Source organism: Desulfomarina sp. (assembly GCF_054039375.1).
In genome coordinates, this window is the sequence record NZ_JBPLBA010000034.1 from 13,647 (window position 1) to 29,844 (window position 16,198).

Genomic DNA, 16,198 nt, shown 5'->3' on the forward strand with positions numbered 1-16,198 from the left:
GAAAAGTTCCTCCTCCCTCATAATAACCGTATTTCAGGATCTGAAATGAATGTTATCCACGGTAACCGCAGGTAATTCTATTTTTCTTCCATCCTTTTTTCTTCTGGTAATATCTCTGTAACATACTGAATTATTAAATAATAATATATATTATCTCCACACCCAACATTCCGTCGTATTTGGCGGTGCCGTCAAATACGACGGAATGTCACTGAAAACACATGTCCTCTTTTTTTACATCTATCTGTATTTACGATATTTCCCCGGTACAACCAACCATGGCACAGACATTGCTTTAAGCCTTGTGGAAAAATTGCCGACAATCCAGGGCATATACCAACCCCAAAAGAAAAGGAGTGCAAAATGATTAATGAAGAACAACTCGCTGAACTATCATATGAAGAGGCTCCAAAAATTATAACAGACCAGATTCCCGGCCCGAAAACCCAGGAAGATCTGGAAAAATCAATCCAATTTGAATCGATGGCAAGAGGCGGAGGCAGGTTTCCCCTGGTCTTTGCCGAGGGCAGGGGCGTAACGGTAAAAGATCCTGATGGTAACATCTATATTGACATTACCGCAGGGGTAGCCGTCAATTCAGTGGGCAGATGCAACCCGAGAGTTGTCAAGGCAATGAAAGCGCAAATGGATACGCTGATGCATGCCAGCGACATCTCCAATGTAAAAAGATCCCAGCTTGGAGAAGTCATCGCAGGGATAATGCCCGGAAAACTGAAAAACAACTGTATAACGTATTTCACCCAGGGAGGTAGCGGTGCTGTTGAAACAGCAATAAAATTCGTGCGGAAAATCACCGGCCGCAGCCAGATCATCGCGTTCCACGGCGCCTACCATGGAGTCTGGTGCGGTTCGAACTCTCTTACTACCGGCGACCAGTACCGCAAAGGATACGGCCCATTTATCCCTGGAGTTATCCATTTACCCTACCCCTACTGCTACAGATGCTGCTTTGGCCTGAAATATCCCGACTGCAATCTCCAGTGTGCGAAATATGTGGACTATGTCCTCAACACCCCATACACGGGAGCCGATGATGTTGGAGCTCTCATTATCGAAGCCCAGCAGGGCGAAGGTGGGTACCTGCCGCCTCCTCCGGGTTACCTGGAAATCGTTAAAAAAGCATGTGAAAAACACGGTGCGCTGTATATTTCAGATGAAGTACAGGCGGGTGCCGGACGAACAGGAAAAATGTGGTGTATTGAGCATAGCGATGTTGAACCGGACATGATCACCTGGGGCAAGGGCATGGGCGGTGATGTACCCATGGCCGGACTCTCCATCAGGAAAGACCTGGCCGAACAGATCGAAGACCATTCGCAGCCCAATACCTTTGCAGGCAATGCCGTGAATGCCGTAGCCTGTATGACAAACGTAGAAATTCTGACAGAAAACGACCATGCCCTGATCAACCGCGCGGCAACTGTTGGAGAGGAAATTTTGACATATCTGCAGAAAGAGGCTGAATCAATCGACATTATAGGCGATGTACGTGGCCGAGGATTCATGATTGGCATTGAAATGGTCAAAGATAAAAAAAGCCGGGAGCCCCTGGAAAATGATAAAGTGGTTTCCATGATCATGGCCATGCTCAGCAGAGGACTGGTCATGGTTCCCTGTGGACGGTTCGGCAATGTTTTCCGGTTTATGCCTTCACTGATCATAACAAGAAACCACGCCCGGATTTCGGCTGATATCCTGCTGGAAACAGCCCGTGAAATTCAAAACAAATCCTGATTGCCCATGAAACTCAGCCGGGATGAAGATATGCCTGTTTTATCAGGCTGAATTTTGAACGCTATTGAACCCCGCATCTCCGGCAGGTAAGCGAAGACTCCGAACTTACCAATTGCAGGATTTAGGTTATAATTAATTGATAAAGGAGTAATTCTGATGAAAAAATATGTATCCGTCTGCAGTATAGCTTTATTCTGCCTTGCAGTTGCCGTTCTTTTCACGATCCTTCCCATCCAAAAGGCTGCTGCAGCAAAAACCTATCGAATGAAAATACAGTCTGCTTACCCCCGGGGCGACCTATCCATGGAACTCCTCAAGGTTTTTGCTGATTCGGCGAAGAAAAACAGCGATGGAAAAATTAAAATAAAAGTTTTTGCGGAGCCGGAACTGGTTCCCGGGGATCAACTGTTTGGTGCGACAAAACAAGGTGTTGTCGACATGCTCCAGGCAATGGGTGGATTCTGGTCAGGTATTATCCCCCTTGGCAATGTTGAATTCAATCTTCCTTTGGCATACCGACTCAACAAGGGCATGACATTTAAGGAAAAAGCTACTGCGATCCGCAGTTTCATCATGCAGCCTGAGGTCATAGGTCTGCTGCGCAAGGAATATGCCAAGCACGGCTTCTATTACCTCGATGTCCACACCTACGGCCCTGTACCCTTTATTCTTTCCACGAAACCGGTCAGGGAATGCAGCGACCTCAAAGGCATGAAAATAAAGGCGGACGGTATCAACCGGACGTTTCATAACAGTGTCGGCATGCAGGCAGTAGACATGTCTCCCACCGAAACCTATATGGCCCTGAAACTCGGCGTGGTGGATGCGGCAGAATGGGATGTGAGTGCCGTCACCGGCCTCAAATGGCATGAAGTTGCCCCGTATTGGGTCAAAGGTATGGAAAGTGACCATACACTCGGACACATTTTAGTCAGTCTGAAAAAATGGAATAAATTGCCGGAAGATATAAAAAAGGCGCTGCACACGGCGGCGGAAGATTACTGGTATGCCTCGGTTGATGCCTACCAGAAAGAACTGGAGACAGTTAAGCTGCTGGAAAAGGAAGGAAAAATTACAGAAAATATTCTCAGTAAATCCTGCCAGGAGCAATATGCCGCAGGTGCCCGGAAGATCTGGACCGATATCGCCGCGGAAGATCCGGCAAATGCGGAGATGATCGGCTATATCAAGGCCTGGCTCAAAAAAATGAACCAGTAGAACAAAATGAGGCATATCAGAATCAGGTGAAATGGCAATTTTCAAGTTCACCATGAATTCAGGATAAGATTTAAAGTATACAGGTGTAGACTTTGAAGAAACTGACGGAAAGTATCAAGCGATGCATTGAATCTATCGGCAGTATTACAAGTTTTCTCATTCTCGCGATTATCGCGATCACCACTTATGAAGTTGTTGCCCGTTACGCCTTCAACTCGCCAACCAGCTGGGCCTGGCCGATAAACAAACAACTTTTTGGCGTTTTTGTCATGGTTTCCGGGAGTTATGCTCTTATCCACAAGAGTCATATCAGGATAGAAATGCTCTATGAACGATTTCCAAGAGGTGTAAAAAAAATAATCAACCTGTTGACCCTTTTTGCGGCACTCTGCTTTCTCGGGAGCTTACTGTGGAAAAGCGGTTCAATGGGATTCGATGCCTGGCAAAACAAGGAGAAAATGGTAGGTGTTTTCAAACTTCCCCTCTATCCATTGAAAATGTTGATTCCAATAGGCACAGCGATTTTCCTGGCAGCCTGTTTTGCGATTTACATTGGAGACAGGGATAAGGGAGGGAAAGAATGAGCATTGGCTTTATCACTATTTTACTGTTCGGAGGCCTGCTGGCACTCCTGCTCCTTGGAATCCCCGTAACCTTTTCTCTCGGAAGTATTACGGTTATTCTGACGTATCTTATCGAAGGCCCTGATTCTCTCTATACTGTTGCCACGACAACATATCAACAGATCACCAGCCCCACCTTGATGACCATTCCCCTTTTTTTGATAATGGGAAATTTCCTTGTGAAGTCAGGCATATCAGAACTGATGTACAACGGTTTAAGCTACTGGCTGTCCGGGCTGCGGGGTGGACTGGCTATTGTCTCCATTGGTGTATGCGTCAGTCTGGCAATGTGTGGTGGGTTCGGCCCTGGCATTCTCACAATGGGACTTGTTGCCGTACCCGCAATGCTGAAACACGGGTACTCAAAAAATATAGCCCTTGGTTCGGTCATGGCCGGAGGAGTGCTGGGGGAAATCATCCCTCCGGCAATCATCATGATTATCTTTGCCTTTATTGCCCGTATTTCCATTGGCAAACTTTTTTTTGGCGGTTTCATTCCCGGACTGCTGCTGGCCTGTCTCTATATCATCTTTATTATTATTACCGGTATAGTCAATCCCCGGGCCCTGCCGAAAACCACTGTTGACGTCTCCTGGTCAATGCGATTTAAAGTGTTAAAGGAAATAACCTTGCCGGCGCTCCTTGTTTTACTGGTCCTCGGTTCAATTTTCAAAGGAATTGCCACTCCAACGGAAGCTGCAGGTGTCGGGGCCCTGGGTTCCATCATCATCTGCGCAATCTATGGAAAGCTGAGCATCGAAGTCATAAAGGAATCCTGCCTGGAGACATTAAAAATCACGGGAATGGTACTGTGGATTCTCATTCCCGCGACACTTCTCGGGGTTTTCTATGTATCCGTTGGTGCCCAGGATATGATCATGGATTTAATTGACTCCCTTTCCGTAAACCGCTACGTGATTCTCTTCTGTATGCAGATCATACTCCTCATCTTCGGTATGTTCATGGATGACTATGCCGTAGTTACCATCTGCGCGCCAATCATGCTGCCCATTGCCACTCTTCTCGGTTTTGACCCGATCTGGTTCTCCATACTTTTTATTCTCAACATGCAGATGGCCTACATGACCCCGCCATTCGGCTGGGCATTAATCATGATGAAAGCAGTTGCTCCCCCCGAAGTTACAACCAGGGATATCTGGAGATCGATACCACCGTTTGTTCTCATCCAGTTTCTCGTTCTGCTCCTTGTCATGATTTTCCCAACCCTTGCCACCTGGCTGCCCAACCGGATGTTTTGACGAAAATCTACCATTAAGAGGCTTAAAATAATGAAAAAAATATTACGGATCAACCTGACGGACCAGACTTTTCAATTCGAGAATATTCCAGACAAATATATGCAGCTGGGAGGCCGGGGACTCAGTTCAAAAATCATCGCTAACGAAGTAAAACCTGACTGTGATCCCCTCGGCAGTGAAAATAAGATTGTTCTGGCACCGGGCATTCTGTCCGGAACAAGAGTACTCTGCAGCGGCAGGTTATCAGTAGGCACGAAAAGTCCGCTGACCAATACTATCAAAGAAGCAAATGCGGGTGGAGCAGTCGCTGCCCAACTGGCTGGACTCGGACTCCATTGCGTAATTCTTGAAGGATCCGGAGAAAATCACACCCTTGTGAAAATAACACCTGAAGGCGTTATTTTTTCACAGGCAACAGATCTTGTGCAAAAGGGAAATTACCAATGCATGGAGATGCTCCGCCGGAAACATGGCGATGAAATCGGTATCATCTGTATCGGGCCGGCCGGAGAAATGCAGCTCATGGCTTCAGCAATTGCCGTATCCACCAGGGATCACCATCTCAGGTTTGCCGCCCGCGGTGGTGTCGGAGCGGTAATGGGATCCAAGAAACTCAAAGCGGTAATCATTGAAACAGGCGGAAAAACAGGAGCAACACCCTTGGATCCACCCCGGTTCGACAGGGCGGCCACCGCTCTTGCAAAAGGTGTTACCGCCCATCCATTGATCGGCGGCTTGAAAAACCTGGGAACACCTGTTCTTGTCAATCTGATCAATGGTCTTGGGGCCTTGCCGACACAAAATTTTTCCCGTGGACAGTTCAAATTCGCCGAACAGCTTTCAGGCGAACAACTGGCTGAACTCATAGCAAAACGCCCGGATGCACAGGCTTCGCATGCCTGCATGAAAGGATGCATAATCCATTGTTCAAATATATTGACAGACGAAAACGGAAATCTCATCTGCAGCTCCATTGAATACGAAACCCTTGCCCTCCTGGGCAGTAACTGCATGATCAGTGACATTGAAACCGTCGCCCGTCTGAACAGGGTCTGCAACGACCTGGGACTTGACACAATGGAAACAGGTGGCGCACTGGCAATCGCGATGGAGGCCGGCAAACTTCCCTGGGGTGACGGTGAAAAAGCCCTTTTACTCCTGGACTCCATCTATGACGGCGGGGAAAGCGGACTGATGATAGGTAATGGTGCTCATTTTACTGGAAAAGCACTGGGCGTTACACGAATCCCAAGTGTCAAGAAACAGTGCATTTCCGGATATGACCCAAGAGTATTAAAGGGCACAGGTGTCACTTACGCGACCTCAACCATGGGGGCGGATCATACCTGCGGCAATGCACTTCCCAGTCCGGCCAATCCGGAGTACAATCCATCAGCCCCTGCGGGACAGGCACCTGTCTCTAAATTCCTTCAAACCTACTTTGCTGCGATAGATTCCCTTGGTCTCTGTCTCTTTTCCTCTTTACCGGTTCTCGATATTCCCGAGCTCAAACAACATATCGTGGAATGTGCTTCAGCGATGCTGGGAGAACCATTGGGTGACGGGTACATTGAACAACTGGGTGAAAGCGTGATTAAAACAGAAAAGCGTTTCAATAACGCTGTCGGATTTGACAGACGGGACGACAGACTGCCTGATTTTTTCAGCCATGAACCTCTCCCCGAAAACAACGCAATTTTTGATGTGTCCGACGAGGAGCTGGACAGTGTCCACTCAGATTGATTTTTATGTAATTGCTCACAGGTAATAAATCATATGATTGCTACCCCTGTTACCAGTTGCATTTTTATTACCTGAATCCTGCACTTCTGAAAATGGAAAAAGTTATTATCGCTTGATTTCAATGTGTTATAAGATGGTTAGTGAATATAATCTTTCACTTTTCAAGCAAATAACCATTTTTCCATTTTCTTTGCCCTGCGGGCCTGGCAGTTTCATCGCCCCCAGAGCAGAAAGGCCTTGATAAAGGAATCCAGGTTACCGTCGAGCACGCTGTCCACGTTGCCGGATTCATGATCAGTCCTGTGGTCTTTGACAAGCCTGTACGGCTGCAGGACATAGGAACGAATCTGGCTGCCCCAGGAAATCCCCTTTTTGTCTCCGTGCAACCCTTCGTGCTGCTCCGCCTGTTTTTCCTTTTCCAGTTCGTAGAGCTGGGCCACCAGCATCTTCATCGCCATATCCTTATTACGATGCTGGGATCGTTCGTTCTGACACTGGACAACAACCCCCGTGGGCAGATGGGTAATACGAATTGCGGAGTCGGTCTTGTTGACATGCTGTCCCCCGGCACCACTGGCCCGATAGGTGTCAATGCGCAGATCCTTTTCCTCAATTTTGATATCAACAGAGTCGTCCAGTTCCGGCATGACCATGACGGAGGCAAAGGAAGTGTGGCGCCTGCCACTGGTATCAAAGGGTGATATACGGACCAGCCGGTGAATCCCCAGCTCCGAGCGCAGATATCCATAAGCGTAACGCCCCTTCACCATGAAAGTAACGCTTTTGGTCCCCGCCTCATCTCCCGCCAGATGATCGAGAATAACCGCCTTGAAGCCGCGGGTCTCCGCCCATCTCAGGTACATGCGCAGGAGCATGTCCACCCAGTCCTGGGCCTCGGTGCCTCCGGCTCCCGCGTGAATGGCCACAATGGCATTGGCCGTGTCATGCTCACCACTGAACATGCACTCCATCTCCGCCACATCCAGCTGCTCGGACATGGACTCAATCTTCTGAGCAACTTCCTCCTCGATCTCGCGGTCCTTTTCCTCCATGGCCATCTCCAGCAGGAGTTCCGTTTCCTCAAGATCATGCCACCTGGCTTCCCAGTCCTTTATCGTATCCTGAAGCTGCCCATGCTGTTTCTGGACCTTCCGGGCGGTCTCCGCATCACTCCAGAAATCGGGAGCCAGGGTCTGGCGTTCCAGCTGCTCCAGTTTTTCCTTCTTTCCGGCTAAGTCAAAGATGCTCCTTTAAGGCAAGGAGTCGAGCCTTCAAATCGTTTAACTTCTGTTTTGACACTGCACCACCAGCTTCCATAGACATGATAACTTCCTGTATTTATATTTTTTCTACTTTTCGTGTTTTATCTTTTTCTGAGCCTTGTCTTCCCGGACAGAACCGCCAGGCAGCCTGCCACCAGACAAAAAGGCCCGAAAAGATACCCGTACCGGGCCCAGAAAGTCTTTTCTTCCCTGAGCTGAACATCATCAACATGCCCATACGGCCGAAAGAGTCCCGACTCACCTGCAACCTCGCCAAGGGGGCTGATGAAGGCTGAGATCCCGGTATTGGCCGCCCGGACAACAGAACGCCGGCTTTCCACCGCCCGCAGTACCGCCATGGCAAGGGACTGGTGCGGGGCACTTGATTTACCATACCAGGCATCATTGGTCAAATTAACAAGCATATTCGCCCCGGCCATGACCCACTTCCTTGTGAGCTCCGGAAAAACAGATTCAAAACAGATAAGAACTCCGATCCTGCCCTGTTTCCAGGCCAGCGGGCGTTCAATTTTTCCGGCCGAGAAATCGCCTGTATTCTCCACGAGAGGAGCCAGAAAAGGCAGGAATTTTTTCAACGGCACATATTCTCCGAACGGGACCAGATGACTTTTATAATATTTGCCGCTTATTTTTCCCCTGTCATCCAGAAGTAGTGCACTGTTGAAATAATGAATTTTTTTCCTGCCGTAATCAACTATCTCATACCATGGTGCCCCCGTGAGCAGGGCAGCACCGCCAGACGTCAGCTCTTTCAAGGCTCCCATATATTTACCGGATACCGGATAAAACGGCAACGCCGTTTCAGGCCAGACCAGCAGCTCCGGCTGTGAAGTCCGCAGAAGAGTGCGGGAGAGTTCCGTATATTTATCTATGGTCGCAATCCTTGCGGTAGTTGACCACTTCATACTCTGATCAATATTTCCCTGGACGATACCTGTGCGGATTGAAGACGATTCCACCGCAAGACTGTCCTCCACAGCAACGCGGCGAAAAAACGAATACCCGCTTGCAACAAGGACCACAAGAAGGCCGGAAACTAAAATAGACCGGAAGTCAATTGGCCGACATCTTCCAGCCGCAGGAAGGGCAACCAGGCAATTGATAAAAAGTATCAGCCAGGTAATACCATGGTGCCCGAAGATATCCGCACTCTGGATGAATAATGGCGCCGACCAGAGGCCGTATCCCAAGTCCATCCAGGGTATACCGGTGAAAGCCACCCCCTTCAGCCAGTCAAACCCCACCCAGAGAGTCGGCAGAAACCACAGGGCGACCAGCGGGGAAAAGGCCGTCATCACTATTCTTGCCGAAACGGCGAAAAGTACGAAATACAGAGCCATATAGGAGGCAAACAGAACCAGAGCCCCCACGGCGATTGACCAGTGCAGCCCGCCGTACCTCCCCAGGACAATGATAATCCAGTAAAGAAGAAGGATGAAATGAAGAAATCCACAGACGAACCCGTATCGGCGAACCTGCTTCATCGAAACTGTTCGATCAGCAACAGAGAGCAGAAAGGGAACCAGGGCAAGAAAAAGCAGAGGCCACAGTTCTCCCCCGCCGGGGAGCGAAAGCCAGAGAAGAACCGGTGTCGCCAGGGTCAGCAGCAGTACGGGGGGCCTGAAGAACACTGGACTATTCCTCTTCCTGCAGTCGGGTGATCAGCACCGACTGCAGATGTCGTTCAGTGGCGCTTTCCACTTCAAAGGAAAAACCGGAAATCCTGACACAGTCACCCGGCCTGGCCAGTCTGCCAAGAGAATAAATGATCATACCGCCAATGGATTCAAAAGGTCCCTCCTGAAATTCAACACCGAAATACTCTTCTATCTTTTCAACGTCCATCCGCGCGTGAACCCTGACTGTATCCGGACCGACTTCCTCGATTCTATCCTGCTTCACATCATATTCATCGTCAATTTCACCGACAATTTCTTCCAGAATATCTTCCAGGGTAATCAGGCCGCGGATAGTGCCGAACTCGTCCGTGACCATGGCCATATGTTCCTTGCGTTTCTGGAATTCAGGCAACAGATCCACGATCAGTTTGGATTCGGAGACAAAGGATACCGGTCGCAGGTATTTTTCCAGCCGATCTTTCTCCCTGTCGGAACGTATACAGAAGGCCAGCAGATCCTTTGCGTGTATGACACCTATAATCTGATCCGGATTATCCCTGTAAATCGGAATCCTGGTCAGGCCGTTATCAATGATGGTATCAATAAGGTGGGAAATGGGCGCGGCCTCGTTGAAAGAGACAACTTCCGCTGCCGGAGTCATCACCTCCGCGGCACTGGTTTCCCTGAAATCAAAAATGGAACTGATCATTTTCTCTTCAAGAGAAGTAATCAGACCATGTTCCTCTCCCTCTTCCAGGAGTTCCTGGATCTCATGTTCAAGATCCTCTTTTGTGCCGGGTCGTCCAAAGTTGAAAAAGGAAAGGATTTTTTTTAAAATCCCTCCTGACTCTGAAGATTCCTGCCCGCCTGGTGTCAGATTATTATTCATTGTCATGGTCCAGAAACCGTGTGATTGCTCAGAGGAAATAAAATCATGGAGTTGCTGTCCCTGTCAGCAGTTACGAATTTCGGTATCAATTTACGGAAAACTCATCCCTGCACCGTCCCCTATCCCATATACAAATATTTTCTGTTGGGGGAAAGGAAAATAACGGAAGTGACGGGTGCACTGCCGAATTGAATACAATAAAAAAGTACCTTTTTTACTTTTCTAATTGATACTCTGTTACTATAGTAGCCACGATTTTTAGAGTTTGCACCTGAATCCGTGAACATTCGCCGGCAATACACTGCCGGGAAACTCCTCACAGGGCCACCAACTCTATGATTTTTTTCAAGGGTGGCCTGAAGTCGTCACGACGGCAGGTGTAATTAAAACAGATTTTCAGACTCACAAATAACATGCTGAGTTTCATACGTAATCAGATTTTTTTTTTGAGGAAACAGTTTGGAAGGTAAAATTCTTATAGCAAATCGTGGTGAAATAGCTATCAGGATCATGAACGCATGTCGCGATCTCGGTCTTGATTACGTTGTTGTCTATACCGATGCCGACAGGGATTCGGAACATGTCCGACGCAACATAACCAGTGGCCGGGAACAGAATGCCTGGCGCATAACAAGTTACACAGACCCGAACGACATATTCGCCGTGGCGGATTTTACAGGATGCACGGCCATCCATCCCGGCTATGGTTTTTTTTCGGAGGATTTCCGTTTCGCAAGAAGAGCCTCCATGCGTGACCGGCCACTGACTTTTATCGGCCCCAACTGGCAGGTCATCCGTGACCTGGGGGACAAGATCAATACCAAACGGGTAGCCAATCAACTTGGTATCCCGACAATTCCCGGTACGGACGCGCCCATCTACAATGAGATGGAAGCAGAGGAAATTGCCGCAACTCTTCTGGAAGAGCAGAAGCTGGCAGGGACGGAAAATCCTTCGATCCTCATCAAGGCTGCGGCTGGTGGCGGTGGCATGGGTATAGAAGAGGTCACTGAAATTGAACAGTTCAGACGACTGTACCGGCAGCTTCAGAATTACGCCAAGCGGCAGTTCGGTGATGGCGGAGTTCTCATTGAACAATGCCTGCAGGATTATAACCACCTGGAAGTCCAGCTTGTCTGTTCCCGTCACGGGGAACGCATCCACTTCAGTTCCCGGAACTGTACCATACAGTCCACCGGCAGGCAGAAACGGGTTGAGGCTGCACCCGGATTTCACAGTTCCTGTTTTGATTATGATTTTGACGAAAAAAAACTCCTGGACCAGATCGTCAAATACTCCCTGAAGCTGGCGGCCCATGTCAATTATGATAACGTGGGGACCTGGGAATGGATAGTTTCCCGTTCCGGCCAGCCCTACCTGCTTGAAGTCAACACCCGTATTCAGGTTGAAAATGATATCTCTGCACGAATCAGTTATCTCGACGGTAAACATCCCAACCTGATCCGTGAACAGATCCGGCTCGGCCTTGGTGAAAAAATCGGCTACAAACAGAAGGCGGTCAAATTCAGGGGAGCAGCCATTGAACTTCGTATCGTGGCCGAGGATACCCGCAGGGGTTTTGCGCCGTGGATAGGAACCATCACTGAATTTTCCTTTCCCGATCACGACTGGTCCGTGGTCTATTCCCATGTCCCTTCTGACCGACCATACCCTATACCCAGCGACTTTGACCCAAATCTTGCCCTGGCACTGGTATGGGGAGAAGATATGGACGACGCCAAGGCCAAAGCTGCGAAATTTATTGACGAAACGGTAATCCGGGGCAAAGACTCCGCCGGCAGCCCGATTATTACAAACCTGGAATACCTGAAAAACAATCTTGACCGTTTGCTTGCCTTTTAGAGGATACTTCACTCGGCTGCACATGTAACCACTCTGACAGGGGCGGCAACCATATGATCTTATAACCCCTGAACTGTAGTTCCTCACTGGCGCCACAGATTTTTTCAGGCTCTTCTTCTCTTCAGCTGAACCTATGCGGACAAAAGAGACCGTGAAAAGCCTGGGTACCTGTAAGGAATCACCTGCACATATAACCGAAGTTCTTAAAATGAATGAATTACTCAAACAACTCCTGAAAATAGAAGAACGTATCAACTATCTGCTCCAGATAAAGGATTATACAAACTGGGGAAATCTTGACGGTTTCAAAAAGAACTGTGACCAGCTGAAACTCACGGTTTATGACCATTCAGAAGAAGAGTTCTCCGCGGCAATCCGTAAACTCAATGATTCAATCACCTTTCTGGAAGAACGGGCCGAGGAGCACCTCACCCCCATGGAACGGGTCAGGATCGTCCGCAGCATCCAGCGTTTCACTCTAAAGGACATCCTGGAAAACGTGTACGAGGATTATACTGAACTGGGGGGCGAAGAAGACGCCAATATTGATCCGGCCATGGTCTGTGCCAAAGCAACTATAGCCAGAAGAATCAAGAACAAGCCGTATACCGCCTCGGTCATGGTCATCGGCCAGGAGAGCGGCCATGGCGAGGAGTACCGTAACGGTGGTTCCTGTCGCCCCGAGGGCAATGAAAAGGCATTGCGATATATGAAGGTTGCCGAAACTGAAGGGATTCCCATTCATTTTTATATCTTCACGCCCGGCTCCTACCCGGTTGAGGAATATCCGGGCGCAGCACAGCAGATTGCCAGGAACATCTATGCCATGACCAAGCTGCGTGTGCCCATGATTTCCATGATCTCCGAAGGGGGATCCGGCGGGGCAGAGGCCATTGGTCTTGCCGATTTCAGGATGATGGCCTCCCACGGGTATTATTCAGTCATCTCGCCGGAAGGCGCGGCAGCGATTGAAGGTAAAATCAGGGAAGGCTCCAAAGTGCCAAGGGAGCTCATCGAACTCTGTGCCGACAGGCTCCGCCTCACAGCCAAGGACAACCTGGAAAACAAAACCATTGACAGAATAATTTATGAACCGCCCCTTGGCGCCAGAAGAGATGATTTTGCCTTTTTCTCCAAACTCCGCTCGGAAATGCTGCGTGCCACGGACAAGGTGGTCCTTTCCACAAAAAGTTTCAGTGCCCTCAGAACCTACGAAATCCGCCGTAAAAAACATCAGAAAGACACTGAGGAACTGCCGCTGGAAGTCCCATGGGACCTGAACAGGGACGAAGTCAAACGTCTGCTGGCCATGCGCTCGAAAAAATATCATAACATGGGCAGAAACGGCTTCTCCGGCAACACCGAGGCAACCGACGGCCTGTATAATCTTGCCAGGGTAAAAACGGAAAAAGTCTATTATACCCTGCGTTATGATATTATGAAAAATCATAAGAAACAGGTGAAAAAGGTATTGACCGACGTCTCGGGCGAAGGCTCCATCATTTTAAAAAGAATTACCGAACCCATCAGCGCGATTTTCGATTTTCTGCAGAAAAAAAAGGATGACAGACCCCAGAAACTGATCACCTGGTCGGGCCGGCAGTCAACAACGGTTCGTCGTGTTGATCCCCTGGAACTGACCGATACCTATACCAGCCCCCTGGCCAATGAGGACCGCACCGTCACCTGCCCGAATGCGGAGAAATATGGTTGTAAGGACTTATGGATACCGGATCTCTACGGGGAGTTCGCCGGGGTGTGCGAAACATGCGGCCATCATTTTCCCCTTGAACATGAATGGTATCTGGAGAATATTTTTGATCCTCGTTCCATCCGTCATTTCAACCAGGAAATATCTTCCGGAAACCCCTTGAGCTATACCGGATTTTCCGAACGGCTCCAGGCGTCAAAGACAAAAACCGGACGACGCTCAGGGAACATGACTTTCCATGCCAAAATCAATGGAATCCAGATCATCGTCTCCATGCTCTATTCCGATTTCAGAAACGGCACCGTGGGTTCTGCGGAAGGGGAAAAATTTGCCCAGGCCTGCGCCTTGGCCAAGCGAAAAAAACGTCCTTTTCTTGCCTACATACATACGACAGGAGGCATCCGTATCCAGGAAGGAACCCTGGGAGTTGTCCAGATGCCCAAGTGCACCATGGCCGTACGGGAATATATCGACGCGGGAGGTCTCTACCTGGTGGTCTATGACAACAACTCCTATGCCGGTCCCGTTGCTTCCTTTCTCGGCTGTTCCCCCTACCAGTTCGCCATCCGTTCCAGCAGGGTCGGGTTTGCGGGTCCGAGGGTGATCAGGGAAACCACGGGTACGGAAATACCACCGGACTATCATTCCGCCAGAAATGCCCTGAAAAGGGGACATATCCAGGGAATCTGGGATCGCAGGGAATTCAGGAGAAATCTGTACAAGGCATTGCAGACCATGGGGAGCCCGAGTTTATACTACAGGTAATGAGGTAACTATCACCCGCCATCCTCCGGGCTATCAGCCTGACTTCAGGTTAAAAACATTTGCAAATTATCCTGACAAGGCTATGATATAATATACTTTACCTTTCATTCCGCGATTGGAGTAACCCATGAAACCTACCCTATGTGGACAGAAGAGACGGTGAAAATGAGGTACCTGTGAGCAATTACTATTCCGCGGTTGGAGTAACCCATGAAACCTGCTACCCAATCTGATGAAAAAATCCGCAGGGAGATCGAGGCGCAGATCAACCTGCCCTCGCCTCCGGCGATAGCTGTTCAGATCCTGAATACCGTTCAGAGTGAAGAATCCTCCCTGAGTGATCTGGAAAGAATCATCTCGGCGGACCCGTCCCTTACAGGGAAAATGCTGCAGATTGCCAACTCGGCCTTTTATGCCCTGCCCAACAGGGTGAGCAGCATTACCCATGCCATGTCCATCCTCGGCACCAATGTTATAAAAAATATTGCTCTCTCCTTTGTAATCACCAGTGACCTGCGTAATCCCGCTATTAAATCATTTGATTTTGATTTTTTCTGGCGCAGGTGTGTAACAACCGCTGTCTCGGCAGAGGTCATAAAAAACCTGACAGGGGAAAAAAATGACGATATCTTTGTCACCGCTCTCCTCCAGGACCTGGGCATCCTTATCCTTTTTCTGAATAAAGGAGAAGAATACACGCCCCTGCTGACTAAATGCAGAACAGTCAATAATGACTGTTCATGCCTTGTAAAACTTGAACAGGAAAAATTTCAGTTTGACCACCAGCAGATCAGCTGCATGCTCACCCGCAGCTGGAAACTGCCCCTCTCCATTTCCGAACCCACCTGTCATCACCATTCCCCGGAAGAGGCCCCGGAAGAATACAGGCAGTCTGCCGAGATCCTTTCCCTGGCCAATCTGGTCTCAACAATTTATAACGGAGAAGAGACAACGGAAAACCTGGCGCGCCTGCAGGACAGGCTCAAAAAACAATTCAATATGAACAAAGAGCAGACTGCAGAGCTCCTTGATGATGTCGCAGAAAAGACTATTGCTATTCTGGAGATATTTGAACTGGATCCCGGGGAGATGAAACCCTATTCTCAAATGTTGCAGGAGGCAAACAACGAACTGGGCCGCCTCAACCTCTCCTATGAGCAACTGGTCATGGCGTTAAAGGAATCAAAAGAGAAATCCGAGCGTTTTGCCAGGGAACTGCAGGAAGCCAATGCGAAACTGGAAAATCTTGCCTTCCGGGACGGCCTGACAAATGTCTATAACCACAGATACTTCCAGGAAATATTTGAAAAGGAAATGGCCAGGGCAGAACGCTATAGCGGAGATCTCTGCCTCATCATGTTTGACATTGATTTCTTTAAAAAAATCAATGACACCTACGGACACCCCACCGGAGACCAGATCCTCATTTTTCTTGCAGAACGTATCCAGAATGCCATCCGGCCAAGTGAT

General features: G+C 48.9%; 11 protein-coding genes. 8 read left to right on the forward strand and 3 right to left on the reverse strand.

Annotated features, from left to right (window positions below):
- The first annotated feature begins 366 nt into the window (after positions 1-366).
- The 5 genes from ACXLDX_RS02015 (at position 367) to ACXLDX_RS02035 (ending at position 6,598) form a co-directional block, all read left to right on the forward strand.
- Positions 367-1,755 carry an aspartate aminotransferase family protein gene (locus ACXLDX_RS02015; protein ID WP_457575529.1) on the forward strand — a complete coding sequence of 463 codons (1,389 nt, stop codon included), beginning with the start codon at positions 367-369 and terminating at the stop codon, positions 1,753-1,755.
- Positions 1,756-1,911: 156 nt separating this feature from the next.
- Positions 1,912-2,973, forward strand: coding sequence for a TRAP transporter substrate-binding protein DctP (dctP, locus tag ACXLDX_RS02020; protein WP_457575516.1), 1,062 nt, complete (start codon positions 1,912-1,914; stop codon positions 2,971-2,973).
- 92 nt (positions 2,974-3,065) lie between these two features.
- Entirely contained in the window at positions 3,066-3,557 is a 492-nt protein-coding gene (locus tag ACXLDX_RS02025; RefSeq protein WP_457575517.1) for a TRAP transporter small permease subunit, read from the forward strand.
- Positions 3,554-4,855: a TRAP transporter large permease gene (locus tag ACXLDX_RS02030; protein WP_457575518.1), complete on the forward strand. Its 1,302-nt coding sequence runs from the start codon at positions 3,554-3,556 to the stop codon at positions 4,853-4,855. The genes ACXLDX_RS02025 and ACXLDX_RS02030 overlap by 4 nt, the downstream gene beginning before the upstream one ends.
- Before the next feature lie 30 nt (positions 4,856-4,885).
- Positions 4,886-6,598, forward strand: coding sequence for an aldehyde ferredoxin oxidoreductase C-terminal domain-containing protein (locus tag ACXLDX_RS02035; RefSeq protein WP_457575519.1), 1,713 nt, complete (start codon positions 4,886-4,888; stop codon positions 6,596-6,598).
- 212 nt (positions 6,599-6,810) lie between these two features.
- On the opposite strand, the gene prfB is transcribed toward ACXLDX_RS02035, so the two are convergent.
- From prfB to ACXLDX_RS02050, 3 genes are all read right to left on the reverse strand, one after another.
- Positions 6,811-7,921 (reverse strand): peptide chain release factor 2 gene (gene prfB / locus ACXLDX_RS02040; RefSeq protein WP_457575520.1). Its coding sequence is split into 2 segments (ribosomal slippage): positions 6,811-7,836 and positions 7,838-7,921, totalling 1,110 coding nucleotides; the frame shifts between segments, so codons are not numbered across the junction.
- A 40-nt stretch (positions 7,922-7,961) separates the two neighbouring features.
- Positions 7,962-9,512, reverse strand: a complete 1,551-nt coding sequence (lnt, locus tag ACXLDX_RS02045) for an apolipoprotein N-acyltransferase (protein WP_457575521.1) — start codon at positions 9,510-9,512, stop codon at positions 7,962-7,964.
- 4 nt (positions 9,513-9,516) lie between these two features.
- Entirely contained in the window at positions 9,517-10,389 is an 873-nt protein-coding gene (locus ACXLDX_RS02050; protein ID WP_457575522.1) for a hemolysin family protein, read from the reverse strand.
- 459 nt (positions 10,390-10,848) lie between these two features.
- On the opposite strand from ACXLDX_RS02050, the gene ACXLDX_RS02055 reads away from it, so the two are divergent.
- From ACXLDX_RS02055 to ACXLDX_RS02065, 3 genes are all read left to right on the forward strand, one after another.
- Positions 10,849-12,252, forward strand: a complete 1,404-nt coding sequence (locus tag ACXLDX_RS02055; RefSeq protein ID WP_457575523.1) for an ATP-binding protein — start codon at positions 10,849-10,851, stop codon at positions 12,250-12,252.
- Between the two features lie 208 nt (positions 12,253-12,460).
- Positions 12,461-14,728 (forward strand): carboxyl transferase domain-containing protein, encoded by a 2,268-nt coding sequence (locus tag ACXLDX_RS02060; RefSeq protein WP_457575524.1) that lies wholly within the window; start codon positions 12,461-12,463, stop codon positions 14,726-14,728.
- Positions 14,729-14,938: 210 nt separating this feature from the next.
- A partial coding sequence (locus tag ACXLDX_RS02065; protein WP_457575525.1) for a sensor domain-containing diguanylate cyclase occupies positions 14,939-16,198 on the forward strand: 1,260 nt, incomplete at its 3' end.